Below are 25,862 nucleotides of genomic sequence, written 5' to 3' on the forward strand. Positions count from 1 at the left end.
AAATCATGCGACCTTGAATACGTCGACCACGCCATGCAGACTGCGCGACTGCTCGTTGAGCGCCTGCGCGGCGGCGGTCGCCTGCTCGACGAGCGCCGCGTTCTGCTGGGTGATCGAGTCCATCTGGCTGACTGCCGTATCGACCTGCTCGATGCCAGCGCGCTGCTGTTCGGCGGCGGCCGCGATTTCGTTGACGATGTCGGTAACCTGACGCACGGCGACCAGCACCTCCTGCATGGTGCGGCCCGCGTCCGCGACGAGATCCGAGCCGACCGTCACCGTCTGCACCGACTCGGAGATCAGGTCCTTGATCTCCTTGGCCGCCGCCGACGAACGTTGCGCGAGACTGCGCACCTCGGAGGCGACCACCGCGAAGCCGCGGCCCTGTTCGCCTGCGCGCGCGGCTTCGACCGCCGCGTTCAGGGCGAGAATGTTGGTCTGAAAAGCGATGCCTTCGATGATGCCGGTGATGTCGGCGATCTTGCGCGAGCTCGCGTCGATCCCGCCCATCGTGCCGACCACGCGCTCGACCACCGCGTTGCCGCGCGTCGCGACGAGCGACGCGCTGTCGGCGAGCGAACTCGCCGTGCGCGCGCTGTCCGCGTTCTGTTTCACCGTGGCGGTCAACTGGCTCATGCTGGCCGCGGTTTCTTCGAGCGATGCGGCCTGCTCTTCCGTACGCGAGGAGAGGTCCATCGTGCCGGACGCGATCTGCGCGGTCGCGGTCGCAATCGATTCGCTGCTGCCGCGCACGGCCCGCACCGTTTTGGCGAGGCTCGTCTGCATCTTCTCTACGCCGCGCAACAGCGTGCCCATCTCGTCGTCGGCGTGCACGTCGATGCGGCGGCTCAAATCGCCTTGCGCAATCGCGTCGAAATGGTCGAGTGCCTGATTCAGCGGATTCATGATCGCGCGGCGCAGTGCGAACCAGCTCAAACCGGCGGCCAGCACACCGATCACGATCATCACGCTCGACAGCGTGAAGAACGTGCGAAAGCCCGCTTCCGCCGCTTCGTAGTTCTGCTTCGCGTTGCTGTACAACGCCTGCTTGACCTTCTCGTTGGCCGCGTTCATGTCGTTGTAGAGCGCGCTCAGCTGCGTCATCGCGATCTTGTCGACCTGCTCGTGATCGTTGGCCTTGATCGCCTCGATGAAGGCGGAGACCGCGCCGCGCATTGCCTTACGGCGCTCGGTCGCCTCGCCGATCAGGCTCGCCTCGTTCTCTTCGTGCGGTTGCTCGACGAACTTCTTCCACCACTCGTCCGATTTCGTGAAAAAGCCGCCGGCACGCTGAATCTGGTCGGCGGTATTCGGGTCGTCCGGATGCAGCGCGACGCGGTCCAGCACGAGGCGCGTGCGGGCAATGTAGATTTCCGCGTTGCCGATATTGGTCGCGGCGGTCAGCTTGTTCTCGTACGTGTCGCGATTGGCGCGATTGGCCCGGCTGGTACCGAGCAGACCCAGCACGCCGATCGCCACCATCAGGATCGCGAGGAACCCCATCGTCAGCGCAATGCGCGCCTGCAGCGAAACCGCCGCCTTGCCAGCCTTCATTTTTTCTCTCCGAGGACGTCGCCGTGGGCATCACAGCCTTCCACCCTCGTTTACGGCATGTACTTACTTACCTTTAGGATGACGGCGCGATCGTATGCTTTCTGGGCATTACATGCAGGCTCGCGCGTTGCGGCAAGGGAGGGAAATTCGGGGGGAAAGGTACGGCCGCTGGGGCGCGTGCGCGAAAAGGCGGCGCTCGGCCTAAGGGTGGAGAGAGCTTGCGAGCCGGATAGCAGCTGCCGCTCGAGAAACGCATCGAGAAGCGAAAAGGGCTTCGATGGCGGGTTACCCATCGAAGCCCAGATCGAGTCCTACCGCTTACATCTTCACTACGTCGACCAGCGTCTTCTTGCCGTCCTTGTAGTCGTACAGCGAGATCACGCCGTGCTGCAGGTCACCCTTCGCATCGAACGTCGTCTGCCCGGTGACGCCCTTGTAGTCGGTGCCCGCGATCTTCGCGAGAACCTTCGACGGGTCGGTCGAGTTCGCGCGCTTCATTGCGTCGACCACGATATACACCGCGTCGTACGTGAACGGCGCGTCGAATTCGATCGGATGGCCGAAGCGCTTCGTGTACTTCGCCGCGAATTGCGCGCCGCCGTCCATGCGCTCGACGGCCATGCCCGCCTGCGAGCACACGACATTGCCGGCTGCCGCGCCGGCCAGCTGCGCGAGGCTTTCGGTACAGACGCCGTCGCCCGACAGCAGCTTTGCGCGCACGCCCAGTTGGCGCGCCTGCTTCGCGAACGGACCGCCGGTGGCGTCCATGCCGCCGTACATGATCGCATCCGGATTCTCGCCCTTGATCTTCGTGAGAATCGCGCGGAAGTCGACGGCCTTGTCGTTGGTCGCGTCGTGCGACATGACCTTCAGGCCGAGCGCCTTGGCGGTCTTCTCGAATTCGTTTGCGAGGCCCTGACCGTATGCCGTCGAATCGTCGACGACCGCCACAGTCTTCACGTTCAGGCTCTTCGCCGCGTAGTTTGCGAGCGCCGGACCTTGCTGCGCGTCGGTCGCGACCACGCGGTACGTCGTCTTGAAGCCCTGTTGCGTGTAAGCGGGGTTCGTCGACAACGGCGAGATTTGCACGATGCGCGCATCGCTATAAATCTTCGATGCCGGAATCGATGCGCCCGAGTTCAGGTGGCCGACCACCGCGACGACCTTGTCGTCGACCAGCTTTTGTGCAACCTGGGTGGCCTGGCGGGGATCGGCGGCGTCGTCTTGCGCGTCGAGCACCAGCGTGACCTTCTGAGCGTTGATCGTCAGGCCCTTCGCATTGATTTCCTCGATCGCGAGGCGCGCGCCGTTCTCATTGTCCTTGCCGAGGTGGGCCGAGCCGCCCGTCAGCGGACCGACGTGACCGATCTTGACGGTCTGATCGGCAGATGCCGTGGCGGTCATCGCGGCGAATGCAACGACTGCGGCGCTGATCGGCAGCAGTTTATGAAACTTGAACGACATTCAGAAATCTCCTCTTTGTTTTCCAAATCAATTGCCTATGACGCTATTAACGCTGCTGGATTCATCCCGGCGAATTCGGCGCGAATGCGGCCACGTCGTCGAATTTTCAGGTGCAGGACAATAACGTAAAACTGGCGATCGTAAAAGGTTTCGAACGCATGCGGGCGTGCCGGAAGCTCCGAAAAACCCTTTGGAACGTGGCACGCATCGAGCAGACGAAAGGATAAGATTTGTAAAAGGCCGCTTTATCCCGATCAATAAATCTTCTTTGAATTCGCGTCGGTCCAAAGCTCTCGACGATCGAACGCGCGGTCAGCGGATAGCGCTGCCCTGTCATGTCCCGTCTCCTTTCACGCTTTCCGTGCGATATAGGCGCGATACTGCGAATTTGCCTGGCGGTGCCAACGAATGTTGTCTGCGCAGCTCGCCTACGCGCCCAGCGAGGTGCGCTCGCGAAAGTGGGGAAGAACGGAATGGGGAGCGTGCGCTCGCGCATCGACGGATCGCGCGCTCAAGCGGAAAGCTGGATAATCCATTGCTGTCTCCGGCGCAGTTGTTGTTGCACTGCGCAACCTATATTTTATGATCGGCCGAGTGAGTGCGGCACTGAAACTGCCATATCGGTATCGAGAGGACTTCCTGCCCCAGGACTGCACGGCGTCGACAGAATGGCAGCGCGAAAAACGTGCGAACAAGGCGACTTCATTCAACCGCAGTTGAAAAAAATTTCACTATGCGCATTCCACCGGTGAAGGCCATCATCGCTTTCGAGAGCGTGGCCAGAACGAAGAGTGTCAACCGGGCGTCCGAGGAACTCGGGTTGACCGCCTCCGCAGTAAGCCATCAGATCAGCAATCTCGAGTCGGTCATCGGCCAGCCGCTCTTTTACCGCTCAGGCCGCGGGCTCGTGCTCACGCCGACCGGCGAGCGTTATCTGTCCGACGTAACAGGGTCGCTGGCCGATTTGAGCCGCGCCACCGAGCGAGCGTCGAGCCGCGCCGACGTCGACATCCTGCGCGTGCATTCAAGCCCGAGCTTCGGGCTCATGTGGCTGCTGCCACGGCTCGCGTCGTTTCAGGAGGCCAACGGCGATATCCAGTTGAACCTCGCGTGCTCGTATGAGGACGTCTCGTTTACGAGCGGTTATTACGACGTCGACCTGCGTCACGGTTATGCGAACTGGCGCGACCTGGAAGTGAGGACGCTACGCGGCGAATTCATCACGCCGCTCGCCTCGCCGAAATATCTGGAAAACCATCCGGTAACAACGCCCGAAGACCTGCTGCAACATCGGCTGATTTACTCGGAGACGCCGCTCGTGCAGTGGAAGCAGTGGTTCGGCCGCACCGGCGTGTCCGCCGCGCACAAGACCTTCGACTTTTCGTTCGACCGCTCCTACATGTCGCTCGAGACGGCCGCGCTCGGTCTCGGCATTGCACTCGAAAGCGCGATGCTCGCCTCGGTGCGAATGAAAGAAGGTGTGCTCGTGCCGGTCTTCGACGCTTCGCACGCGGTCGAGGTCGGCGCGCACCATCTCGTGTATCCGCCGCAGAATGCCGAGCTTCCGAGGGTTGCGCGCTTTATCGCATGGATCGAGCGCGAGGTCGGCGGGATGGCTCGCAAGACTTGAGCGCCGCGCGAGCGGGACTTCACCAGGGTTTTCCAGCACGCATCGCCGCGCATGCTGGCGCCGCGCCGATGCGGCGTCGCACCAGGCACGCGGTAGGCGTCGTGCAGCACGTCACCTGAATATTTCTCAAACATAGTTGAGCCGTACGCCGTTGATGCGACCGGACGAGCAGTGGACACTTGCGCCATCACATCAACACTCAGGAGACAACAATGCTGCTCGAGAACAAGGTCGTCATCGTCACGGGCGCCGCGTCGCCGCGAGGCATCGGCAAGGCAACCGCCCAAGCGCTGGCCGCGCAGGGCGCGCGCATCGTCATCCTGGATCTGCGCGAAGAAGACGCGAAGCGCGCTGCCGCCGATCTCGGCGACGCGCATCTGGGCCTCGCCTGCGACGTCACCGACAAAGCCGCGTGCGAGTCCGCCGCCAGGGCGACGCTCGAACGCTACGGCCGTATCGACGGCCTGATCAACAACGCGGGCATCACGCAACCGGTACGCACGCTGGATATCACCGCGGAAGGCTTCGATGCGATCGTCGACGTCAATCTGCGCGGCACGCTCTATATGTCGCAAGCCGTGCTGCCGGCCATGAAAGAGCGCAAGAGCGGCAGCATCGTCTGCATGTCGTCGGTATCGGCGCAACGCGGCGGCGGTATTTTCGGCGGCCCTCACTACAGCGCGGCGAAAGCCGGCGTACTCGGCCTTTCGCGGGCGATGGCGCGCGAATTCGGCGCCGACAGCATTCGTGTGAACTCGATCACGCCAGGCCTCATTCAGACCGACATTACCGGCGACAAGCTCACTGCGGACATGCGCGTGGACATCATCAAAGGCATTCCGCTCGGCAGGCTCGGCGATGCAAGCGATGTCGCGAACGCGTGCCTGTTCCTCGTCAGCGACCTGTCGACCTATCTGACGGGCATCACGCTCGACGTGAACGGCGGCATGCTCATTCATTGAGCCTCGTTCACTAACCTCATTGATTGGCACACAGCCGCGTCGGCCGCGGCCGCGTGCAAGGCGCACCCGGGCCCACCCGGGGCCATGGAAGGAGACAGACATGAAGTCGAAGTCCAACGCTTTGCCCATACCCGCCGATCTGGCGCCACTCGCGAACTCGACCGGCTTCGAGTCGAAAACCTACGCGAAAGTCAGCCGCCGGTTGATCCCGTTCCTGATGCTGTGCTATCTCGGCGCGTATCTCGACCGGGTCAACGTCGGCTTCGCGAAGCTGCAGATGCTCAGCGACCTGCGCTTTAGCGAAACCGTCTATGGCATGGGCGCGGGCATTTTCTTTCTTGGCTACTTTCTCTTCGAAGTACCAAGCAACCTGATTCTCCATCGCGTCGGCGCGCGCCGATGGCTCGCGCGCATCATGCTGACCTGGGCCGTGATCTCCGCGAGCTTCGTCTTCGTGAAATCGCCCACCGCCTTTTACGTGCTGCGCTTCCTGCTCGGCGTCGCGGAGGCCGGCTTCGCGCCCGGCGTGATTCTCTATCTGACGTACTGGTTTCCGGCTGCGCGCCGCGCCAAGGCACTGTCGCTCTTCTTCATGGCGATTCCGCTGGCCGGCATTGTCGGCGGGCCGCTTTCCGGCTGGATCATGCACTCGCTGCAAGGCACGATGGATCTGGCCGGCTGGAAGTGGCTGTTCCTGCTCGAGGCGCTGCCGTCGCTCGTGCTTGGCGTCGCGATCCTGCTCTACCTCGACGACGGCATTGCCAAGGCGAAGTGGCTGACGGACTCCGAAAAGAATCTGCTCGCACGCAACGTCGCCAATGACAACGCGCATAAGATCGCGCACGTCTCGATCAAGTCGTTCATCGGCGACCGCCGCCTGTGGCTGATGGCCGCGATCTATTTTTGTGTCGTGCTCGGCCAGTATGGTCTGACGTTCTGGCTGCCGACCATCATTCGCAAATCCGGCGTCGCCGACCCGCTTTGGATCGGCGTGTTCACCGCGATTCCCTATCTGTGCGCGATCATCGCGCTGCCGTTGGTCGGTATGAGCGCGGACCGTCGCCGCGAGCGCCGGCTGCATCTGGCAATTCCGATGCTGATCGCCGCGGCCGGCTTCATCGTGCTGCCCACCATCGGCAGCGTGCCGGCCTCGATCGTCTGCCTGAGCGTCGCCGCTGCCGGCATCCTCGCGTCCTCTTCGCAGTTCTGGTCGCTGCCGACCGCGCTGCTCGGCGGCATGTCCGCCGCGGCCGGCATCGCAGCGGTGAATTGTGTCGCCAATCTCGCAGGCTTCTTTTCCCCGGCGATCATCGGCTGGCTGAACGACCTGACCGGCAAATCGACCGCCGGACTGATCTTCATCTCGCTGGCCGTCACGCTCGGCGCCTCCCTCGTCTTTCTGGTGCCCGCCAAGTCGGTGAACCGCTAAACCCATCTTTTACGACCGATCATAGGAGACGACATGAACCATCCATCCACGGCGACGCTCGCCGATCACGCATACCGAATCCGCAAGAACGCCCTGTTGATGGGCGAGGTCCAAGGCCAAGGCTATATCGGGCAAGCGCTCGACATCGCCGATGTACTCGCCGTCGCCTATTTCGGCGCGATGAACTATCGCCCGGAAGATCCGCAATGGGAGGAGCGCGACCGCTTCCTGCTCTCCAACGGCCACTATGCGATTGCACTGTATGCGGCGCTGTTCGAAGCAGGCATCCTGCCGGCCGAAGAACTCGAAACCTACGGCAGCGACGACAGCCGTCTGCCAATGTCGGGTATGGCGAGTTACACGCCGGGCATGGAGATGTCCGGCGGCTCGCTCGGTCAGGGCTTGACGATTGCGGTCGGCCGATGCCTCGGCCTGAAGCGTAAAGCTTCGAAGTCGTTCGTGTACACGCTGTTCTCCGACGGCGAACTCGACGAAGGCGCGATCTGGGAAGGGCTTATGTCCGCGAGCCACTGGAAGCTCGACAACCTGATCGCTATCGTCGACGTGAACAATCAGCAGGCCGATGGCCCGTCGACGCAAATCATGGCGTTCGAGCCGCTCGTCGAAAAGCTGGAAGCGTTCGGCTGGTTCACGCAACGCGTGGACGGCAACGATATCGCAGCGGTGGCCGCCGCATTCGATGCGGCCCGCCAGCATCCGGGCGCACAACCGCGCATGATCGTCGCCGACACACGCATGGGTTGCGGTGTGCCGTTTCTCGAACAGCGCGAGAAAAACCACTTTATCCGCGTCGACGCCCATGAATGGCAACTGGCGCTGCAAGCACTCGAAGCCGGGAGACAAGCATGAGCAACGCAACCATGAGCAAACCCCGCCTGAAGACTTCGGCGATGATCGCATCGATCGCCAGCGAAGGCCAGGTCACACGTTCCGCGCCTTTCGGTCACGCGCTGGCCGAATTAGCACGGCAGAAGCAGAACGTGATCGGCATGACTGCCGACCTCGGCAAATATACGGATCTGCACATTTTCTCGAAGGAGTTTCCCGAGCGCTTCTACCAGATGGGAATGGCCGAACAATTGCTGATGGGCGCCGCGTCGGGATTCGCGCATGAAGGCGCGCAGCCGTTCGTCACGACGTATGCCGTTTTCGCGACGCGCCGCGCCTACGACTTCATGCATCAGACGATCGCCGAGGACAACCTCGACGTGAAGATCGTCTGCGCGTTGCCGGGTCTCACGACTGGCTACGGTCCCAGCCACCAGGCCGCCGAAGACCTCGCATTGATGCGTGCGATGCCGAACATGACCGTGATCGATCCGTGTGACGCACTCGATATCGAGCAGATGGTGCCCGCCATCGCCGCACATAAGGGACCGGTCTATGCCCGCCTGCTGCGCGGCAACGTGCCGGCCGTGCTTGACGAATACGACTACCAGTTCGAACTTGGCAAGGCGAAGCTGCTGCGCGACGGCGCGGAAGTGCTGGTCATTTCGTCGGGCATCATGACGATGCGCGCGCTCGAAGTGGCGAAAGCACTGGAAAAGGACCGTATCGGCGTCGGCGTACTGCACGTGCCGACGATCAAGCCACTCGACACGCAGACGATCGTGCGCGAAGCGAAGCGCTCGGGCCGACTCGTGGTGGTGGCCGAAAACCATACGGTGATCGGCGGATTGGGCGAAGCGGTCGCAGCGGAACTCATGCGCGCGGGCGTGTCGTGCCGCTTCAGGCAAGTGGGGCTTCCCGACGCGTTCCTCGACGCCGGTGCGCTGCCGACGCTTCATGACCGGTACGGCATTTCGAGCGCGACGATGTCGGAGACGATCAAGGGCTGGCTGACTTGATTGAGTGCGGCGAGTGAATCGCGGGCATGCGGGCGCTGCAGCGTAAGCGCCCGCAACTGCGTGGACTGAACCGTGGCGCTATCGCTTACGAGTTCTGCCAGCGACACATTCAGACCACGCCACTCGTGCGCAGCATCTGCGTCGCTTTCTCTTCTGTTCGCGCCGCCCATCCGCATCTTCGCGGCTCATATCGATCAGCGCGCAGACAGAGCCGCTCCAGCGGCGGCGCGCAGTCTTCCAGCACGTGCGGCCGCGGGCGTCAGGCCGGGTTCGTCGAACGTCAGCGCCCTTGTCGTCGAACCGTACGATCTCGCCGTGCCGCTTCAACTCCCATGGATAGATCGCACCGCTCGGCATGCGCATGCGGATCCAGCGGTGCGCTGTCCATCACAACATCGAGGCAGCCGGATCTATTCCATCTCAACCGCGAAGTGAGCTATGCCCGTCGTATGCACGCGAGCGGACGCTACGTTCGGCGCGCGTGACGCACACAGGAGGAATGCGAAGGCGAGTCAGGAGGTAGCGGTGTGGGATGGCACTTGCGACCCACGCTCACACACGTTCATGACTCGTTCTTCGTCGCGTCGCGGTTTGCGGCGCAATCGGGAGTCTCGACATCCCTAACAAAGTCTCGTGCTCATCACCCACGACATACCGTTGAACCGCGCGACGATCGAATCCAGCAATTCACGTCGTGTTTGAACGAGCGCTATCTCGACTTCCTCGAAGCCTCTATCCGGAAACGTTTTGATATCCACGTGCTTGACGTTGCGCGAAAACGGCAGCAACACCTGCCAGATCGCAGCAACGCGTATCCCCTCGACGCGTGCGCGCACCACCAGACGATGGCAATCCGCGGCACGAATCGCCGGTAATTGAAGCTCCGTTTCGACCCGCCCACTATTCATGCCGATCCCCCTGTGTTTGCCAGACCATGTCTTCCCGATCTTCGCGGTGCCCGGTCCGCTGATTGCTCCGTTGGCTCTCCGACGGCGCGTTGCCAATGCCGCGCAGTCTTTTCAGCAACGCCTGCGCATGGTCCTGATCGGTTCGTGAAATATCGCGTCGGCCGAGTAGCGTTTCGATGCGCTGGCGCCAATAGCCCGGCTCGTTGATCAGCGTTGTGGAAGCGATCGAGTCGCCGCGGTTCGTTATCCTTTCGAGCGCAACGACTATCGCTTCGATATGCAACAGATCACTTTTACAAGAAGCGTCAAATCCCATTACACTCCCGAACTACCTGATTTCTTGAATGCGTTGTGTCGCGTCTATTTCGGTCCGCGTGTGCGATACCACCAATCGACGTGATCGAGATTTCTAAGAAGCTGTCCACGACGGTGTTCGCGGCGATAATGGCTGATTACCAGCGGTATTGCGATCAGCAGTGCGGAAACCCCGATCGTCAATCCCATCCATCGTTCGGTCATTTGCAACCTCGTCTGAAAAGAAACGGCGTGATTTACGCGATTCCGATTACGGGCGTCCCCTGGCAGCATCAGGGTCAATGAACGGACAAGACATCACCCTCATACGCCGTTCAATCCGGTACCCGGACAAACCAACAGGTAATGCGATGCCATGCCGGTCCGGATCGTCCGATCCGTCCTGCTTCTTAGAAAAACGTTTGAATGGCCCTGCAGTGCCCGGCTAGTCGGCGCGAGCGTGATCGCGGGACTTTTGAGAGTCCGGCGCAGCGGCCGTCAGCGGATTACGCTGCGCCATTGCGATGGCCTGCGCGGTGGCTTTCAACACCGTGTCGTAAGCGACACCGGCACTGGAAACCGTCGACTTCAATATCGTGACGGCAGCATCCGAACCGGCAGGTGCATGACTCGCGACGCCGTCGACCAGCGCTTGTAGTCTGCTGTTGTGCTGCTCGAAGTGAGCCTTCGTGAATTTCATCCACTCGGCTTGCGTATGGGTCGCGAGTCCAAGCAACTGGTGGTTATAAGAAAGCGCTTTGTCAGAGAGCGAGCGCGCAGTTTGGGTCTGATAAGACCAGAGTTCGACGGGCGCCTGAGCGGACATCGCCGTCAGCCAGGCCTTCTGATTCTCGGCAAGCGCCGTCTTGACCATCTGCTGATTCAGATCGACGAGCTCTTCGAAACACTGGAATGCCCGCTGCGCCAACGAAAACGCGGCGGCAACGCTATCGTGTTGCATCCCGTCGATTTGCGTGTTGGTCGAGAAGTACATTGCTCACTCCTTTAGTCGTACGTATTAATCGGCTCAGAAGAGGGCAAGAAAATCTGCCGCAACTTGACCCGGCGAATGCTCGAGGCCCGCGGGACGCAGGCCCGACGCATTCCGCATTGCAGCATTAGATGATTCATTCTAACTTTGTCAAATGAGTAGTTCGAGTGCTCTTTACTAGGTGATTACCCTGGCTTTTCGGGCATTTCTGCAAGCTGGATTTGTCAGAGGTACGAAGACCGCTGACCTGCCAGGCTGCGATCTGACTCAAAGGGTTCGAAGGACATCGTCAGTCACTCGGCGCCAGGAGGGCTCCGCGCAGTCGTTACAATGCTTCGGATGAACCCCTTTTCTTCCCCTAACATCGAATGCGCGACACGCTGACGTCCTATTTCTGGAGCAACGACGCCATGCGCAGTCGCAGCGTCAGCACCCTCATGCTGTCCGGCACAGTCGATATTCCTGTCCCGCCTACCCGACTGCTGGCGGATTGGCAACGGGAGATCGCGTCGCGCATGGTTCTGGAGCCCGGAGACGTCGAGGTCATGCCTTTGGCGCGAGCGCGCATGCGTTGGCCGGAATACTCACGCTGCGTGCAGGCAGCGTCCGACTGGACGCGTGCGCTTGGTCTGACTGAGATACTCGCCTCCAGTGACGTCGCCCTCATGGCCTGCCGTGGCGCGCGATATCACCATGACGGGGCGCAATATGGCGCAGCGGCCTTCTGCAATCTCTTTCTGAGCGAGGACAAGGGGCTCGACCTGCATTTTTCTTCTCTCGGCCGTCGCATTCCGCTGACCCGTGGAACGATTGTGCTGTTCGATACCGCGCAGCCTCATGGGGTCATTCAGCGCGGCAGCCGCGGATTCAATGCAGCCGAATTCACGCCGGATCAGGATCATGTCCAGATTTTCCTGACCTGGGAGCTTCCCATTGAAGATGCCCATGTCGCGCAAGCACTGAAGGTCGACTTCGATGTCGCTCCTTCAACCTCGTCGCAACTGGATCAAGAGCAGGTCTTGCTGAATGGTGAGCAGGTCGTCGTGTGTCCGGAATCGGGCCATTGGCGTCCGGTCGACTGAAGCCACTTTTCGGGCATCGGGTTTGATCGGCGGCGGGACGGGTGATTCATCCAACACGCAATCGGCAGCAACGAAGTGCCGATGAGCGATCAGCAGCTCAAAAGAAAATCTCCCATTTCGCCGATCGGATTCTTTTGCCGGAGCAGACGCGTGCGCTGATCGACAAGTGCCGGCATGTCGAACAACGGGGCAGCGCAGCGGAGATCGCGCTGGCGGCCTTGCCGCGTAGGCGTGGAAACGCCGCGCATCGATGCCGTCAACTTGCGAGCTGTCGACATCGATGCGATTGACTAGTGACTGGAAAGCAGAACGTTTGCAATCACGCCGGTTGCAATCGCGGCGAGCACATAGTCTCCGTTCACCCCCATCCATTGATACCCGCGCGGCGGTGCTTGCAAGCCATGGCCGTGCCAGTCGTCGACCACGTAGTTGCGGTTACGATATTCCGCCGGGAGCCGTTCACCCTTATGCCAGTCGGCGTGGGGAACCGGGCCGCCCGGGCGCCTCGAGTCGGCGTCGTGCGGCGCAGGTCCGTGACCATGTGACTGGGGATGTCCCCCAGGGCCATGCTTGCCTTGAGACGATGGACCACCGTGATGCCCGGTCCTGCTACACAAGCTTGACGACATTACCAATGCCCTGCCGTGTCATCTTCGCATAAGGGCAAAACCGTTCGGCGTTGCGGACCAGTTTCTCCGCGACGATGCGTTCGACGCCAGGCAATCGGATACGGATATCCGCGGTCAAGACGTACAGGCCGTCCGTCGGATCGCGCCCGAAATTGACCGTGACTTCGACCGAGGCACCCGGAATCGCGATGCCCGCATGTGCCGCAAGCAGACTCAGCGCGCCGTGAAAGCAGGCCGCGTAGCCCGCCGCGAATAGTTGCTCGGGATTGGTGCCGCCGCCGGGGCCGCCCAAGGCCCTCGGCAATCGCAATTCGACTGCGAGATTGCCGTCATCGGAACGGGCGATGCCCGACGCGCGACCATGCCCCGCCTCTCCGCCAGTGACGATGACAGTGGTCGAATAAAGCGTATGGTTATCTCGCCCGCGATACTTTTCGAATAGCCACAGCGGCGGTGGACGCAATAAGGTCATGGCGTGCTCGGTCGGTTTCTGGTTCTATTTGGCGGCTTGTGTGTGGGTGAACCACGCATCGAAGTTCACCGTGCCAAGGCGCGGGTTGGCGCCCGGCACAAGCGTGTCGTCGTGCAACTGCACGCCGACATAGCGGGCGTGCGCATCTGCGACGGCATTGCGTGAATCTTGAGTCGTCGAGAGAAAACGACGTTACCGCCGATGAGTCCCACGCCGCCGATCACAACGATCTGCATGATGTTCCTCCATGAGCTTGAGCGCGGTTCTCGCGTACCGCTGCCCATTGCGGACTCAGCCATGGCATCGCGTTGCGCATGCGTGTGCCGGTGCGGCGCCGGTCTGGCCGCACGATTGGCAGACCATCCGTCCACGAAGCATCGTAGGCATGCGCCGCGTCATGCGGTAGAGCCGCGGAGAGACGCACCGTGTTGTGTGAGGAGCACCCGCCAATCTGGCATCTCGGCGGCGACAAACGCAATCAGTAAGCGACAAGTGTCCCCCGCTCCGCGCCGATTGCAGCGTCGCTCATCACTCTCATCGGATCGGCATCGAAGCCTGCCGCACGCCATGCTTCGACACCGCCGGTCAGCGGCAAGGCGAGCTTGACACCGGCCAGCCGCAACCGCCTCGCCATCCACGCCGCGGATGCCTCGTTTGGACATGAACAATAGATGACGAGCGTCCGGTTCCGGCCATAGCGCTCCACGATCTGCTGCGGCTTTCGTTCATCGGCAAGCACAGCGCCGGGAATGACGAACGGGTCGAGCATCCGGCGTTCGGCGGAACGGATATCGAGCACGACCGGCCGCGGGTTGTGTGCGAGCAATGCATGCAATTCGCCCACGCTGATTCGCGCCGTTTCGAGCGCTCTCGCCATCATGATCCGCCGGCAATAGCGGTACGACACGTAAAGCGCCAGTACGATGCCGACGGCAATCAACGCTTGCCAGCCCAGATGGGAGACCAGTACAAAAATGACGCCGATCTGCGACGCAAAGATTGCGCCAACGGCCAATCCAGTCGATGCCCAAAGAGCGACGCCCGCGCAATCGTGCAACACGAAGGAACGCAGCCTGACCGCCATCGCACCGCATAGCGGCACCGCGACAAGCGACAGACCGGGGACGAACCGCGCCACGATCAGGACCCGGACTCCCCACCGGCCAAAGAAGCGCTCCGTGTTGCTGACGCATGTTTCGCGCGATAGCGACAGTTTGCAAACGGTATGAAGCGTGCGCTCGCCGTAGCGCTTGCCGCCCTGATACCAGATCAGATCGCCGAGCAGACCACCCATCACAGCGGCCGCCAGCATGGGCGCGAGATGCAGCAATGTCGACAGCGCGACGTGCGAGGTGAGCGCAATACCCGCTCCAACCGTGATCAATGTCGGAGTGACGGGCAATGGCAGGCCAAGGGAAGATCCGAGAAAATTCAGGAATACGATCAGCATTCCGTACCGCGTGATCAATTCATGCGACAACATGGCACTCTCCCTGGGCTTGCGCCGCTGTCTCTGGAAGATCGTTCATCGCTGTGCCTGAATCGGCCCAGACGAGCACGGCCTTCTCGCAGTTCTTCCTCCAGCGAGCGCCCCTTGAACGACCTGATCTTCCCCGCACTGCCAACTGCCGTTTCTGCTTCTCCCGAAGCAACGGATGGGCAAGGCGCCCCTTCTCCGGACATGCGCCTGCACTGAGCAGTAGAAACTGCTCCGCGCTTTCGCACGATTCTTACGGGATGCTGGCTGGTTCGCTTCAGGTGGCTTGTGCCGCCACCGTCAGGACAAATCGTAGGCGGGGTCGTCGAGCGGTAGTAGCCCCGCGAAGGAGCCCACCGTGTTGCCGTGCAGACAACAGTCAATAAGAGAAGGGCAAGGAGACGTCGGTAGCGCACTGCAGATCGAGAGCACGGATCTGCTAGCTGGCACAGTGGCCACAATCTATCGGGCAAGGCATCCCTGCAAACGGCTTTCACGCAAGCCGGTCGCCCGCCTTCGAAGCTGGCTTCGCTCAGCACGGCAAGAAACGCAATGACACCCGCGTAGCTGGCCGCAAAGCTGGTCGAAGTGAGCATAGACTGGACACCGTTCCCCTCACGAGGCAAGGCGAGTCCCACCGGCTCGGCGCCGATTGTTTCCCGAAAGGCAACACCATGCGCTCCTGCCCGAGGCTTCTGCATCTGCCCGGACCAGGCTAGGATTTGCTCTAACATCACCGCGTATGTTTCACTGGCGTGCGCGAAGTGATCAGCAGACCTCCGCAAAATGCCACCAGCGCCGCGGACGAGCCGCAAGTTCGCGGGCGACAGGCTCACCCTCTGCCCTACCGCGTTTGAACAGGTTCGTAGAATTACCGGATCAACACCATGGAAAACCTCACCCCTCCGCCTTTGACCGTACTCGATAAATATCACGGGCAGGACTTCCAGGGGCTCTATACCGGCACCGTACGGGTGACGGGCGGCGAGGCCAAACATGGCAGAGCGTCCGGAATCGTCCGTTCAGACGATGGCAATCTCGATCTCAACCTGCGCTTGCCGGAAGCCTTGGGCGGCCCGGGCGGCGGCACCAATCCCGAGCAGTTGATCGCCGCCGGCTATGCAGCCTGTTTCCACGGCGCGTTGACGCTGATTGCCGCTAGAAACAACATTGCGCTCGTTAACGCGGCCGTCGACGCTTCCGTGACGTTCGGACGCGACCCGGTAGACGGAATGTACATGCTGACAGCCGACATCCGGATTCATCTGCCCGGTGTGGACCGCGCCATCGCCGAGCAGCTCGTGCGCAGCACCGAACGCGTCTGTCCGTACGCCAAGATGGCGCGACACGGGATGGTCAATGTGGTCGCGCTGTATGTCGATCCACCTGAAACAGAGGGCGTCGGGCCGGAATGACACCGGCTGCGGCGAGCGGAGGGACTCGCCCCTTTCGTGAACGGACACCGACGCGTCGACCTGGCAACTGTCCGCTCGGTGGCACGCGAAGCGAGCGTGGCGACGACGTGCGTGTATGAATAGCCCGGACGCGAAGCGACGGACGACGGGCAGGCGAGCCGGAGCACCGACATAGGTTGGGCCCACGCGCTCCTGGGCATGGCAGGAGCGAATCCAGCCCAATTGCATGGGCCGGATCCGGTTATGACGCGCCTTCAAGTGATTGCGGATTTCCGTGTTTTCTCAGGTACTCCATCCATCACTGCCCATTGCCATACATATCGAGCAGCATCAACGTCACACCGTTGGTCCAGCCAAAGCCGTCCTGCAGCGGATACTCCCCGCCGCCGCCGCCCCCTTCTCCCGCTCCTTCGACGACATACTTCTCGACGAGTTTCTGCTGCGTCTTGTAGACGTTTTCGACGTCCGCGAGAAAGCGTGTGCCAATCGGCTTGGCCAGATCGGCGCGTCCATAGCGCTTGAGCCCCTGAATCGCGATCCAATGCAACGGTGCCCAGCCATTGGGCGCATCCCACTGCTGCGTGGTGTTATAGGTCGACGTCGTCAGACCGCCATCTTTGAGCAAGACACTTTGGACTGTCCGCGCGGTTTTCCACGCACGATCAGGCCACGCGACGGCCGCCATCAACGGATAAAGCATGGCGGGCGTCTGATTGTCGCGAATCTTGCCGAGCTGCCAGTCGTAGTCACCGTAGTAGCCCTTGTCGTTCCACAGATAGCGGTTGATGCCTTCCGCGCGCCGCGCCGCGTAGCCGACGAACTGCGCGACGCAGGCGAAATCACGGTTGATGGTGCAGCCGCGCACGATCGTCGTCTCGAGATGGAACAGCAGGCTGTTCAGATCGACCGGAATGATCGACGTGGTGCGCACGGTCGACAGGTTCTGGTTGTCGCCGAACCAGCGCGAGCTGAAATCCCAGCCGCTTTCGGCGGTCGCGCGCAGATCGCGGTAGACCTCGTTCGCCGGACGCCCACTGGCCTGCTGCGCGGTCTGCACGTCTTCGATATAGGACTCGTTGCGCGGCGTGTCGAGTTCGTCCCAGTAGCGGTTCAGCACGGTGCCGTCGCGCAGCACGACGACATTGCGCGTCGCACTGCCACGCGCGGTGCTGGATGCCCCCTGCATCCAGTACGCGTACTCCTTGCGCAGCGCAGGCAGATACTTCTGATAGACCTTGTTGCCTTCTTTCTGCGCGGCAAGCTCCACCATGTACGAATAGAACGGCGGTTGCGAGCGGCTCAGGTAGTACGTGCGATTGCCATTCGGAATATGGCCGAACGTGTCGATCATGTACGCGAAGTTATCGAGCATGTTGTCGACCAGATCTTCGTGTCCCGACTCCTGCAGGCCGAGCATTGTGAAATAGGTATCCCAGTAATAGCCCTCGCGAAAGCGGCCGCCCGGCACGACGTAGGGCTTGGGTAGCGGGATCAGCGAACTGTAGTCGGGCGCGCTCGTTGTCGTGCGGGTGAGACCGGCCCATAGCCAGTCGATGTGCTCGCGCAAACTCTGGTTGGGCGGCGGCGTGAGGCTCTGATCAGGCGGCGGCGTGAAATACTGGTTCACGAAGGCCAGCAGCGAAAAGCCCGGCTGGCCCTTCTGTGCTTCGTATAGCTGCACGATCGTCGCGGGATTCTCTTTCGGCGTCGAGTCCACGAAGGTCTTCTGGTCGCTGAATATCTGCGCGGTCTGCACGGCGACGAACAGATCGCCGTACAGGATGTCCGGTGCGGGCGGCAATGCTGCGCCGACCTGGGTATCGGCGAGGCAAGCCGCAGACGCGAGCGCGAGGCTCGCGATGCATGCCGCGCTGACCGCGGTCAGCGAGCGCTGCTGCGTGATACGGTGTCGACTGCGCGAAAGGCGAGCAGCCAGCCGCCATGCGGATGGTTGCAACGACGGGTCGAGGAATCGCGCGTCATTCGCTGACGCCGCGCCGGTACGAGACTGTGACTGGATGCTCATGTCGCCTCCTGGGTAGATGGGCATTGCACTGGTCTCGTCGCACGATGCCGTCTGTATGCGGCATGCATCCCCGGCACGCCACTGCCGGATCAAGGCATCCGAAGCATCGCATGCGCGGGGAGATCGAATCAACTGCGGTGCAGCAATTCCAACGAGCGGAGGCTGGCCGCCGTGGGCGGCGGTGAATTAAGGTAACGTGTAGGCTCGGATTCGCAAGCCGGTTGCCTGTCGCGGGTGGGTTAGGAGTGAGTTAGCGGGTGAACCGGCATCGGTTTGAAGAGCGACGCTGCGTCCAGGCAGTCGGCCAAATTATCAAGGTAAAACGCTGCGGGAGTTCCAACCAGCATGAAACCCCTTTGCTTCGCCGCCGTCCTCGTCGTTCTCGCCGCTGGCTGCACGTCGACATCGTCGCCCACGAATGATCAGACCGCTCGCACAAATCCGGCTCACACGGATAGCTACATTCTGCACGGCCCAAACGGGGCGACGCCTTACGACTCCACGTCAAGGCCACCGAGGCTCAGCGTCGGCACCAGCTATTCCGATACGCAATTGATCCTGCCGTGGTTCCTCAATGACATCATCAACTTCGTGAACTACCGGTAATCGGCCGGCGAGGTGCCGGCAACGCAGCGTCGAGTCCGAGGATTTCTTTGGCTCGATGTCGATTCTGCGGTTTGTCAAACGTCGTTGCTGGAGAAACAACCCGTCATGAGGCTGGCCTTGCCGTTTTTCCAGAGCTCTGGCCGCCATCACAATTCGATTCCGGAGCTACACCGTGGACAAACTCACCGATCCGATCCTGCAGGTCCTGTCTGACTACCGCGCCGCGGTACTCGCAAAAGATGTCGACCGGTTCGCAGCGCTGTACGACCGGAACGTGGTGCTGTTCGATATGTGGGCAGCGTGGTCATACAAGGGCATCACGTCCTTGCGGGACATGACGGCGGGCTGGTTCGGCTCGCTGGGTACGGAACGCGTCATCGTCGATTTCAGCGACGTGCAAGCGACTGTCGGCCAGGACCTCGCCTTTGTTCACGCCTTCGTGAAATTCAAAGCTGTGACGACCGACGGCGTGGAACTGCGCTCGATGGACAATCGGCTGACCATGACGCTCAGGCAGACAGGCGATGGGTGGAAGATCGTCCACCAGCACACTTCGTCGCCGATCGAGCCCGGTACGACGAGCGTTATTTTCAAGCGCGGGTAAGGCGTGCCCGTCGCCTCGCCTGGCTTTGCGCCGCGTTCAACCAGTATCCCCACCGGCCACCGGCAACACAGAGCCCGTGATATAGCTGGCCTCATCCGAAGCGAGGAACAGAATCGGCGCAACCTGTTCGTCAATGCTGCCGTAGCGCTTGAGAAACGTCGATTCGGTGACCTGCTTCACCGCGTCGCTCATCCACGCCTTTTCCTGCTCGCTGTCGCCCGCGGCATTGCGCGGGACGCGTCGCGGCGGCGCGTCCGTGCCGCCTGGTGCGGTAGCGACCACGCGGATGTTGTGCTCGGCGTACTCCATCGCCAGTGACTGCGTCATCGCATTGACACCACCCTTGGCCGCCGAATACGGTACGCGGCGGATGCCGCGCGTGGCATTCGAGGAAACGTTGACGATGGTTCCCCCGCCACGTTCGAGCAGGTGCGGCAGCACGGCATGGCATGCGTACAGCGTCGGCATCAGGGAGCGCCGGATTTCCGCGTCGATCTGCGCAGGTTCGAACTCGGCGAAGGGGCGCATGCGAATAGCGCCGCCCACGCCGTTGACCAGAATGTCGATGCCGCCAAACCGGCTCACTGCAAAAGCCATCGCCGCTGCGGCGCCTTCGTAGGTCTCGAGGTCGGCGACGAAGCCGGCCGTGTCCGCGCCGCCTGCTTCGGCCGCAACGTCGGAGACGAAGTCGGCGCGGTCGACGAACAGCACCCTGGCGCCTTCGGTGGCCGCACGCAGCGCCACTGCGCGCCCGATGCCCTGCGCCGCGCCAGTGACGACCATGACCTTGCCAGCGAATCGTTGCGGGTTCATGCGGGCCTCGGCGCTGCGTTGGGAGTGAACTTCTCGTAGTGGAAGCTGTTGGGCTTCACGCCGTTGTCGTCGAAATGCTTACGCACTGCATCGACCATGGGTGGCGGCCCGCACAGGTACACGTCGACGTCACCGTCATTCAAGGCTGCAGGCGGCATGTGCTGCGTGACCCAACCCTTGCGTGGGTGGTGTGAATCCGCTTCGGCCACGACGGTGGCGTAGGTGAAGTTCGGCAACTTCGCCTTATACGCTTCGATGGCATCGACCTGTACCAGATCAAGCTCTCGCGTCACGCCGTAAATCAGGTGGACCGTCTGCTGCGAATGGGCCCGCGCCAGCACTTCCAGCATCGACAGGAATGGCGCCAGACCCGTGCCGCCAGCGAGAAACAGCAATGGCCGCTCCACTGCACGCAGATAGAAGCTACCGAGGGGTCCGGTCAACTCCAACTCGTGGCCTGGCTGTGCGGAATCAAGCCAGGTGCTCATCACTCCACCGGTGATTCTCTTGATCAGAAAACTGATTTTCGATTCACCGGGCGCCGATGAAAACGAATACGAGCGATGCTGCCCGCTGCCTGGCACATCGATGTTCACGTATTGACCCGGCAAAAATACCGGTGCCGCGGCGTCCACGTCGAGTTCGAGCACGACGGCCGCGTCGTTGTGCGGGTCGATCTTCGATACGGTCGCGGCGAACTTGCTCTGCCCGGTCTTGCAGGCAGCGGACGAGGCCGGCACCGCAATCACGCAATCGCTTTCCGGCACCATCTGGCAGGTGAGTACGAGGCCGCTCTCCTTCTCGTCCTCGCTCAGCGCGTCGTCGATGTAATCGTCGCCCAGGTCGTAGCTGCCGCTTTCGGCGCGACACTTGCAGGTGCCGCACACGCCGTCGGAGCAATCCATCGGCAGGTTGATCTTCGCGCGAAAGGCGGCGTCGAGTACCTTCTCGCCCGCCTTGCAGGTGACGAAACGGGTCACGCCGTCTTCGAAATTCAGTGCAATGTTGTAGCTGGACATCTTGCCTCCTCTACTTCCAGTTTCCGCCGGCGCCACGTTTCAAACGTGATAAACGTCGAGCACCTGGCGGATGTAGTCGTCCTTGAGCACGATTCGCTTATAGGAAATCAGCAGTTCATCGTCGGCCTTTCGCAACGTCACGAACATCGTGCCGAAGAACTGGTCGGTCGTTTTGTAGCGATGGCTGAGTGTGTTGAAGTTGTAGCGCAGGTCCACTTCGTTCTCGCGCTCGGCCAGCACTTCTACATTGGTAATGTTGTGGCTGGTCCGTGGTTCGGGCATCGAAGCGCCGCTGCGTTCGGTCTTGATACGGAACACACGGTCTTCCAGGCCGCCACGGTCCGCGTAGTACATCAGCGAAATCTGACTCTCGTGGTCGTCGGTGAGCTGGTCGTCGTCATCCCACGCGGGCATCCAGTAGGTGACGTCTTCGGCATAGCAGGCAAGCCATTCGTCCCACTGACGGTCATCGAGCAGGCGGGCTTCGCGGAACAGCACCGCGCAGACTCTCTGGTAATCGAAGCTCATGCCAGCGCCTCCCCTTGTTCCTTTTTCAACGCGTCGCGCATCACATGCACCCAGTATTCGTGCTGACACACAAACAGGCCTTCGTCTTCGCTGCGCTCGCCCGAGATACGCGGCTTGAGCCCCATACTTTTCGCATTCGCGTCGGGGCCTTCGACCCACAACGGCGCCCCGCGCGAAAGATCGTTCCACAACGCGGTGGTGCCGGCATAACCTGCCTGGCAAGCGCGGAACTCTTCGAGATCGTCGGCGGTGCCCATTCCCGAGACATTGAAGAAATCTTCGTATTGACGGATGCGGGTCGCACGGTCGCTTGCACTCTCGCCCTTCGGGGCAAAGCAGAAAATGCTGACTTCGGTCTTATCCACGCTGATCGGACGCACCACGCGAATCTGGGTACTGAACTGATCCATCAGAAACACGTTGGGATAAAGGCACAGGTTTCGCGTCTGATTGACGATAAAGTCCGCCTTCACTTCGCCGACGCGCGCCTTGATTTCGTCACGGTATTGATAGACCGGTCGCACTTCCGGGTTCATCGTGTTGGTCCAGAGCAGGATGTGGCCGTGGTCGAAACCGTACACGCCCGCTACCGATTTGCTCCAGCCATTCGCATCCACCGCCTTGGTGCCATCGACTTTGCGACGGTCCATCGTGGCGGCATAGTTCCAGTGCACGGTGCTCACGTGGTAGCCGTCGCAACCGTTCTCCATCTGCATCTTCCAGTTGCCGTCGTAGATATACGAGGAATTGCCGCGCAAGACTTCCAGCCCGTCCGGAGCCTGATCGACGATCTGGTCGATGATGATTCTGGTCTCGCCAAGATAGTCCTCCAGCGGCATCACGTCCGCGTTGAGACTGCCGAACAGGAAGCCTCGATAGCTCTGGAAGCGAGCGACTTTCTTCAGATCGTGCGAGCCGTTCGTATTGAATTGCACGGGGTATTCGGTAGTCTTCACGTCCTTCACTTTCAGCAGCTTGCCGGTGTTGGCGAAGCTCCAGCCGTGAAACGGGCAGGTGAAGGTTCCTTTGTTGCCGTGCTTTTTCCGGCACAGCATCGCACCCTTGTGCGCGCAGGCGTTGATGACAGCGTGCAGTTCGCCGGTTTTGTCGCGAGTGATCACGATGGGCTGGCGGCCAATCCACGTGGTGTAGTAATCGTTGTTATTGGGAATCTGGCTTTCATGCGCGAGATAGACCCAATTGCTCTCGAAGATGTGCTTCATCTCGAGATCGAACAGATCGGCGTTCGTGAAGATATCGCGGCGGCAACGGAATACACCGTTCTGCCTGTCGTCCTGGACGGCGCTGTGAAGCAGTTCATCCAGCTGCGTGGCTTTGTCGATAAGAACTGACATGTGAGCTCTCCCTACGCGTGCTCCAGCAATGGAGCACGCGCTTCGGTGTCGAAAGGATTCTTGCGGAGAATTGAGCGGCAGCAGTGGTGTGACTCAGCCGCCGCGTCGAGCGGTTAGGCCGTAACTGACGCTCGCAGGCGGTGGACGACCTGGTTGTCCTTGCCCTCGAGCAGCGGAGTCAACTGGATGTTGAACTCGATTTCCTTGTACGCGTCGGCCTTCATGCCCAACGCCGCGCCTCCGGTCTTGTCGAGAACGGGCGGAATCAGATCCTCGCGAGTGGCGTAGGCGAAGTCGTCCCAAATCAGCGGGTCGCCCTCGATATTGATTTGCGTCGTCAGCTTGCGGTAGTTGTCGCTGGTGACGAAGAAGTGCACATGCGCAGGACGGTTACCATGCCGGGCGAGCACGTTTAGCAGCTGTTGGGTCGCGCCCTGAGGCGGACAACCGTAGCCCACCGGCATGAGCGTGCGGAATTCGTACTTGCCGTCGGCACCCGTGCTCACCGCGCCGCGCAGATTGAATTCGGACTGCGCACCGGTCGGGTCGAAATGCGAATAGAAGCCCTTCGAGTTGGCGTGCCAGCACTCGACCATCGCGCCGGCAACGGGCTTGCCGTCTGAACCGGTGACCATGCCACGGATAACGAGCGGGCCTGCATCGTCATCGGGATTGATGTCGATCTTCGATACGCCATCGCGCACCGGCGCACCGGCGACGTACAGAGGACCTTCGATGGTGCGCGGCGTGCCGCCCGTGATTTCGGCCGCCTTATCCGCTGCGTCCATGCGAATGTCGAGATATTTCTCCAGACCGAGGCCGGCGGCAAGCAGCGCTGCTTCGCCATCCTGACCGAGCTTGTTGAAGTAGTGGACGCCGGCCCAGATTTCATCAGGCGTCATGTCGAGATCGTCGATGGCCTTGAAGAGGTCGCCCAGCAGGCGTTGGACGATCTGTTTGGCGCGTGCGTCGCCGTCCTGGCTTCCGAGGTTGGCAGCGGCCCGCAGCAGGTCCTGCACCTCCTTCGTATCGAACACTTTAACGCTCATGTCTGCTCCTGAATCTCTGTATTTTTGAGTGGGGTTAACCCTCGATTCGGCACCGACCGGCTTATGTGTGAAAGGTATAATCGATTGCTGAAACAGAGTGTGAATGCAGGATAATGGACGTCGGAAAGCCTCGTCCAACACTGATTTAGTATCGGTCCATATCCAGGAGGTATCGAAATGGAATTGCGGCATCTTCGCTATTTCGTCGCGGTGGCCGAAGAACGCAACTTCACACGCGCGGCGCAGCGACTGAACATTGCCCAGCCGCCCCTGAGCCGTCAGATACAGCAACTCGAAGAATCGCTGGGCGTGCAGCTCCTCGAGCGCAATTCGCGCCCGCTGAAACTGACGGAGACAGGCAAGTTCTTTTATTCTCATGCCGCGCAACTGCTGTCCCAGACTGCGGAGCTCGAATCGATGACGAGGCGCGTGGGCAACATTGAACGAAGTCTCTCGATTGGATTCGTGGGTTCAACGTTGTACGGGATGCTGCCGAAAATCATCCGGCGCTTTCGTGACGAGAACGCTACCGTCGAACTCAGCCTGCACGAGATGTCGACCATGGATCAGATCAGAGCGCTGAAGGACGGCCGGATCGATGTCGGCTTTGGCCGCATTCGACTCGAGGACACAAATATCCGCCGGGTGATTCTTCGCGAAGAGAAGATGATTGTCGCCTTCCCGGACGGCCATCCACTTTCGATTGCCAAACCGGTCGTCGCGCTGCGTGAGCTGATCAACGAGACTCTGATTATTTTTCCGAAGTCGCCGCGCCCGAGCTATGCCGATCAGGTACTGGCGGCATTTCAGGACCGGGCGCTCAAACCTCGCCGGATCTATGAAGTACGGGAGTTGCAGATCGCACTGGGCCTCGTCGCCGCGGGCGAAGGCATTTCCATTGTTCCGAGCAGCGTCTACGGCCTGAAGCGGGACGACGTGAGCTACAGGGAACTGGATGACCCGACTCTGGTTTCTCCGATCATCATGAGTATGCGCGCGCTCGACGAGTCGCGAGACATTCGGGAAATGCTCGAACTCATTTATCGTCTTTATGAAGAGCAGAAGATATCCTTTGCACCCCGTACGGATCGGGGCCGGTAGTGCGGGTTATCGAGCGCAAGCCGGGCGATCCGCACAAATTGCTGGCGATCTGAGCGCCTGGCTCACCGATCGCAGTAGATGCCTTTACAATCCAGCACTTCGATTCGACAAATGTGATTTGCGCCATGAAATATCTGCTTGCCTCGACACTCGCGGTGGTCATCGCAGCCGCCAGCGCGGCCGCGAACGCCCAAACGTCCGCAGACACCGATACGCCGAAACAGCAATGCGCCATTGGATATGTCACGGGTATCGGCGGAACCGCACAGAGCGTTCGCGAATACCTCGCGACCCCCGACAGAGACAGATATCGCTACCTGGCCGACCACCCAATGCAATGCCAGATCTCCGATGAGGGACGCGCGTCTGGCTGTGTCGGCATGACGAGCCTGCGGCGTGAAAGAGTCAGCGTGTACGACGATATCGACAGTACGACGATGGCCGTGGTCGCGCGCGTGGAACTCGATCAGGGGACATACCCGGTGATTATCGTTGTGTCGAAGAAAGACGTGACATGCGAGGAGTGAGAGTGAGTGCCCTCACGGCACCCACCATCAAGCTGACGGCGACCACGAAGCGGTATGGT

Annotated in this window: 26 protein-coding genes; 11 read left to right on the forward strand and 15 right to left on the reverse strand. The window is 61.1% G+C overall.

Going from position 1 to position 25,862, the window contains the following annotated elements; genetic code table 11:
- Window positions 1–3: 3 nt before the first annotated feature.
- The 3 genes from HV770_RS32960 to HV770_RS32970 all read right to left on the reverse strand — a co-directional run bounded on the left by HV770_RS32960 (window position 4) and on the right by HV770_RS32970 (window position 3,355).
- Window positions 4–1,554 carry a methyl-accepting chemotaxis protein gene (locus HV770_RS32960; protein ID WP_175165673.1) on the reverse strand — a complete coding sequence of 517 codons (1,551 nt, stop codon included), beginning with the start codon at window positions 1,552–1,554 and terminating at the stop codon, window positions 4–6.
- A gap of 318 nt (window positions 1,555–1,872) precedes the next feature.
- Window positions 1,873–3,018, reverse strand: coding sequence for a branched-chain amino acid ABC transporter substrate-binding protein (locus HV770_RS32965; protein WP_175165674.1), 1,146 nt, complete (start codon window positions 3,016–3,018; stop codon window positions 1,873–1,875).
- Between the two features lie 106 nt (window positions 3,019–3,124).
- Window positions 3,125–3,355, reverse strand: coding sequence for a hypothetical protein (locus HV770_RS32970; RefSeq protein ID WP_175165675.1), 231 nt, complete (start codon window positions 3,353–3,355; stop codon window positions 3,125–3,127).
- A 396-nt stretch (window positions 3,356–3,751) separates the two neighbouring features.
- On the opposite strand from HV770_RS32970, the gene HV770_RS32975 reads away from it, so the two are divergent.
- The 5 genes from HV770_RS32975 to HV770_RS32995 all read left to right on the forward strand — a co-directional run bounded on the left by HV770_RS32975 (window position 3,752) and on the right by HV770_RS32995 (window position 8,907).
- Window positions 3,752–4,648: a LysR substrate-binding domain-containing protein gene (locus HV770_RS32975; RefSeq protein ID WP_175165676.1), complete on the forward strand. Its 897-nt coding sequence runs from the start codon at window positions 3,752–3,754 to the stop codon at window positions 4,646–4,648.
- Between the two features lie 212 nt (window positions 4,649–4,860).
- On the forward strand, window positions 4,861–5,610 hold the full coding sequence (locus HV770_RS32980) for an SDR family NAD(P)-dependent oxidoreductase (RefSeq protein WP_175165677.1): 750 nt from the start codon (window positions 4,861–4,863) through the stop codon (window positions 5,608–5,610).
- Between the two features lie 100 nt (window positions 5,611–5,710).
- On the forward strand, window positions 5,711–7,039 hold the full coding sequence (locus tag HV770_RS32985) for an MFS transporter (protein ID WP_175165678.1): 1,329 nt from the start codon (window positions 5,711–5,713) through the stop codon (window positions 7,037–7,039).
- A 33-nt stretch (window positions 7,040–7,072) separates the two neighbouring features.
- Window positions 7,073–7,909, forward strand: coding sequence for a transketolase (locus HV770_RS32990; protein ID WP_175165679.1), 837 nt, complete (start codon window positions 7,073–7,075; stop codon window positions 7,907–7,909).
- The gene (locus HV770_RS32995) at window positions 7,906–8,907 is read left to right on the forward strand and encodes a transketolase family protein (protein WP_175165680.1); all 1,002 of its coding nucleotides are present in this window, start codon (window positions 7,906–7,908) and stop codon (window positions 8,905–8,907) included. Before HV770_RS32990 ends, HV770_RS32995 begins: the two co-directional genes overlap by 4 nt.
- 620 nt (window positions 8,908–9,527) lie before the next feature.
- On the opposite strand, the gene HV770_RS33000 is transcribed toward HV770_RS32995, so the two are convergent.
- The 3 genes from HV770_RS33000 to phaP form a co-directional block, all read right to left on the reverse strand.
- Entirely contained in the window at window positions 9,528–9,815 is a 288-nt protein-coding gene (locus tag HV770_RS33000; RefSeq protein ID WP_175165681.1) for a hypothetical protein, read from the reverse strand.
- Entirely contained in the window at window positions 9,808–10,131 is a 324-nt protein-coding gene (locus HV770_RS33005; protein ID WP_175165682.1) for a hypothetical protein, read from the reverse strand. Before HV770_RS33005 ends, HV770_RS33000 begins: the two co-directional genes overlap by 8 nt.
- A 423-nt stretch (window positions 10,132–10,554) precedes the next feature.
- The gene (phaP, locus tag HV770_RS33010; RefSeq protein WP_175165683.1) at window positions 10,555–11,103 is read right to left on the reverse strand and encodes a TIGR01841 family phasin; all 549 of its coding nucleotides are present in this window, start codon (window positions 11,101–11,103) and stop codon (window positions 10,555–10,557) included.
- Window positions 11,104–11,468: 365 nt separating this feature from the next.
- On the opposite strand from phaP, the gene HV770_RS33015 reads away from it, so the two are divergent.
- On the forward strand, window positions 11,469–12,182 hold the full coding sequence (locus tag HV770_RS33015; RefSeq protein ID WP_175165684.1) for a hypothetical protein: 714 nt from the start codon (window positions 11,469–11,471) through the stop codon (window positions 12,180–12,182).
- Window positions 12,183–12,472: 290 nt separating this feature from the next.
- On the opposite strand, the gene HV770_RS33020 is transcribed toward HV770_RS33015, so the two are convergent.
- From HV770_RS33020 to HV770_RS33030, 3 genes are all read right to left on the reverse strand, one after another.
- Window positions 12,473–12,811 (reverse strand): RcnB family protein, encoded by a 339-nt coding sequence (locus tag HV770_RS33020; protein WP_175165685.1) that lies wholly within the window; start codon window positions 12,809–12,811, stop codon window positions 12,473–12,475.
- Window positions 12,792–13,283 (reverse strand): Ohr family peroxiredoxin, encoded by a 492-nt coding sequence (locus HV770_RS33025; protein ID WP_175165686.1) that lies wholly within the window; start codon window positions 13,281–13,283, stop codon window positions 12,792–12,794. Before HV770_RS33025 ends, HV770_RS33020 begins: the two co-directional genes overlap by 20 nt.
- Window positions 13,284–13,761: 478 nt before the next feature.
- A complete protein-coding gene (locus HV770_RS33030) occupies window positions 13,762–14,766 on the reverse strand; it encodes a DedA family protein/thiosulfate sulfurtransferase GlpE (RefSeq protein WP_175165687.1) in 1,005 nt (334 codons plus the stop codon).
- Window positions 14,767–15,647: 881 nt separating this feature from the next.
- On the opposite strand from HV770_RS33030, the gene HV770_RS33035 reads away from it, so the two are divergent.
- Complete coding sequence (locus HV770_RS33035) at window positions 15,648–16,175, forward strand: Ohr family peroxiredoxin (protein WP_175165688.1); 528 nt, start codon at window positions 15,648–15,650, stop codon at window positions 16,173–16,175.
- Between the two features lie 298 nt (window positions 16,176–16,473).
- Here the strand turns inward: HV770_RS33035 and treA are convergent, their stop codons facing one another.
- Window positions 16,474–18,201 carry an alpha,alpha-trehalase TreA gene (gene treA / locus HV770_RS33040; RefSeq protein WP_175165689.1) on the reverse strand — a complete coding sequence of 576 codons (1,728 nt, stop codon included), beginning with the start codon at window positions 18,199–18,201 and terminating at the stop codon, window positions 16,474–16,476.
- Between the two features lie 345 nt (window positions 18,202–18,546).
- Between treA and HV770_RS33045 the strand changes: the two genes are divergently transcribed.
- A complete protein-coding gene (locus HV770_RS33045) occupies window positions 18,547–18,807 on the forward strand; it encodes a hypothetical protein (RefSeq protein WP_175165690.1) in 261 nt (86 codons plus the stop codon).
- 172 nt (window positions 18,808–18,979) lie between these two features.
- On the forward strand, window positions 18,980–19,411 hold the full coding sequence (locus HV770_RS33050; protein ID WP_175165691.1) for a YybH family protein: 432 nt from the start codon (window positions 18,980–18,982) through the stop codon (window positions 19,409–19,411).
- 36 nt (window positions 19,412–19,447) lie between these two features.
- On the opposite strand, the gene benD is transcribed toward HV770_RS33050, so the two are convergent.
- The 5 genes from benD to catA all read right to left on the reverse strand — a co-directional run bounded on the left by benD (window position 19,448) and on the right by catA (window position 24,175).
- On the reverse strand, window positions 19,448–20,224 hold the full coding sequence (gene benD / locus HV770_RS33055) for a benzoate diol dehydrogenase BenD (RefSeq protein ID WP_175165692.1): 777 nt from the start codon (window positions 20,222–20,224) through the stop codon (window positions 19,448–19,450).
- On the reverse strand, window positions 20,221–21,243 hold the full coding sequence (gene benC / locus HV770_RS33060; protein WP_175165716.1) for a benzoate 1,2-dioxygenase electron transfer component BenC: 1,023 nt from the start codon (window positions 21,241–21,243) through the stop codon (window positions 20,221–20,223). Before benC ends, benD begins: the two co-directional genes overlap by 4 nt.
- A gap of 39 nt (window positions 21,244–21,282) precedes the next feature.
- Window positions 21,283–21,771, reverse strand: a complete 489-nt coding sequence (gene benB / locus HV770_RS33065) for a benzoate 1,2-dioxygenase small subunit (protein WP_175165693.1) — start codon at window positions 21,769–21,771, stop codon at window positions 21,283–21,285.
- Entirely contained in the window at window positions 21,768–23,126 is a 1,359-nt protein-coding gene (locus HV770_RS33070) for a Rieske 2Fe-2S domain-containing protein (protein ID WP_175165694.1), read from the reverse strand. The genes benB and HV770_RS33070 overlap by 4 nt, the downstream gene beginning before the upstream one ends.
- 113 nt (window positions 23,127–23,239) lie before the next feature.
- Window positions 23,240–24,175, reverse strand: coding sequence for a catechol 1,2-dioxygenase (catA, locus tag HV770_RS33075; protein WP_175165717.1), 936 nt, complete (start codon window positions 24,173–24,175; stop codon window positions 23,240–23,242).
- Window positions 24,176–24,352: 177 nt separating this feature from the next.
- Here catA and HV770_RS33080 point away from each other — a divergent pair, with 177 nt between their 5' ends.
- Window positions 24,353–25,276 carry a LysR family transcriptional regulator gene (locus tag HV770_RS33080; protein WP_175165695.1) on the forward strand — a complete coding sequence of 308 codons (924 nt, stop codon included), beginning with the start codon at window positions 24,353–24,355 and terminating at the stop codon, window positions 25,274–25,276.
- Between the two features lie 125 nt (window positions 25,277–25,401).
- Window positions 25,402–25,803 carry a hypothetical protein gene (locus HV770_RS33085; protein ID WP_175165696.1) on the forward strand — a complete coding sequence of 134 codons (402 nt, stop codon included), beginning with the start codon at window positions 25,402–25,404 and terminating at the stop codon, window positions 25,801–25,803.
- The last annotated feature ends 59 nt before the right edge of the window (window positions 25,804–25,862 follow it).

It is taken from the genome of Paraburkholderia fynbosensis (genome assembly GCF_902859935.1).
Classification (GTDB): Bacteria; Pseudomonadota; Gammaproteobacteria; order Burkholderiales; family Burkholderiaceae; genus Paraburkholderia; species Paraburkholderia fynbosensis.

Bases quoted from the DNA above. Each gene is read 5' to 3' on its own strand.
- HV770_RS32960 (WP_175165673.1), bottom strand. From the start codon at position 1,554: ATGAAGGCTGGCAAGGCGGCGGTTTCGCTGCAGGCGCGCATTGCGCTG.
- HV770_RS32965 (WP_175165674.1), bottom strand. From the start codon at position 3,018: ATGTCGTTCAAGTTTCATAAACTGCTGCCGATCAGCGCCGCAGTCGTT.
- HV770_RS32970 (WP_175165675.1), bottom strand. From the start codon at position 3,355: ATGACAGGGCAGCGCTATCCGCTGACCGCGCGTTCGATCGTCGAGAGC.
- HV770_RS32975 (WP_175165676.1), top strand. From the start codon at position 3,752: ATGCGCATTCCACCGGTGAAGGCCATCATCGCTTTCGAGAGCGTGGCC.
- HV770_RS32980 (WP_175165677.1), top strand. From the start codon at position 4,861: ATGCTGCTCGAGAACAAGGTCGTCATCGTCACGGGCGCCGCGTCGCCG.
- HV770_RS32985 (WP_175165678.1), top strand. From the start codon at position 5,711: ATGAAGTCGAAGTCCAACGCTTTGCCCATACCCGCCGATCTGGCGCCA.
- HV770_RS32990 (WP_175165679.1), top strand. From the start codon at position 7,073: ATGAACCATCCATCCACGGCGACGCTCGCCGATCACGCATACCGAATC.
- HV770_RS32995 (WP_175165680.1), top strand. From the start codon at position 7,906: ATGAGCAACGCAACCATGAGCAAACCCCGCCTGAAGACTTCGGCGATG.
- HV770_RS33000 (WP_175165681.1), bottom strand. From the start codon at position 9,815: ATGAATAGTGGGCGGGTCGAAACGGAGCTTCAATTACCGGCGATTCGT.
- HV770_RS33005 (WP_175165682.1), bottom strand. From the start codon at position 10,131: ATGGGATTTGACGCTTCTTGTAAAAGTGATCTGTTGCATATCGAAGCG.
- phaP (WP_175165683.1), bottom strand. From the start codon at position 11,103: ATGTACTTCTCGACCAACACGCAAATCGACGGGATGCAACACGATAGC.
- HV770_RS33015 (WP_175165684.1), top strand. From the start codon at position 11,469: ATGCGCGACACGCTGACGTCCTATTTCTGGAGCAACGACGCCATGCGC.
- HV770_RS33020 (WP_175165685.1), bottom strand. From the start codon at position 12,811: ATGTCGTCAAGCTTGTGTAGCAGGACCGGGCATCACGGTGGTCCATCG.
- HV770_RS33025 (WP_175165686.1), bottom strand. From the start codon at position 13,283: ATGACCTTATTGCGTCCACCGCCGCTGTGGCTATTCGAAAAGTATCGC.
- HV770_RS33030 (WP_175165687.1), bottom strand. From the start codon at position 14,766: ATGTTGTCGCATGAATTGATCACGCGGTACGGAATGCTGATCGTATTC.
- HV770_RS33035 (WP_175165688.1), top strand. From the start codon at position 15,648: ATGGAAAACCTCACCCCTCCGCCTTTGACCGTACTCGATAAATATCAC.
- treA (WP_175165689.1), bottom strand. From the start codon at position 18,201: ATGAGCATCCAGTCACAGTCTCGTACCGGCGCGGCGTCAGCGAATGAC.
- HV770_RS33045 (WP_175165690.1), top strand. From the start codon at position 18,547: ATGAAACCCCTTTGCTTCGCCGCCGTCCTCGTCGTTCTCGCCGCTGGC.
- benD (WP_175165692.1), bottom strand. From the start codon at position 20,224: ATGAACCCGCAACGATTCGCTGGCAAGGTCATGGTCGTCACTGGCGCG.
- benC (WP_175165716.1), bottom strand. From the start codon at position 21,243: ATGTCCAGCTACAACATTGCACTGAATTTCGAAGACGGCGTGACCCGT.
- benB (WP_175165693.1), bottom strand. From the start codon at position 21,771: ATGAGCTTCGATTACCAGAGAGTCTGCGCGGTGCTGTTCCGCGAAGCC.
- HV770_RS33070 (WP_175165694.1), bottom strand. From the start codon at position 23,126: ATGTCAGTTCTTATCGACAAAGCCACGCAGCTGGATGAACTGCTTCAC.
- catA (WP_175165717.1), bottom strand. From the start codon at position 24,175: ATGAGCGTTAAAGTGTTCGATACGAAGGAGGTGCAGGACCTGCTGCGG.
- HV770_RS33080 (WP_175165695.1), top strand. From the start codon at position 24,353: ATGGAATTGCGGCATCTTCGCTATTTCGTCGCGGTGGCCGAAGAACGC.
- HV770_RS33085 (WP_175165696.1), top strand. From the start codon at position 25,402: ATGAAATATCTGCTTGCCTCGACACTCGCGGTGGTCATCGCAGCCGCC.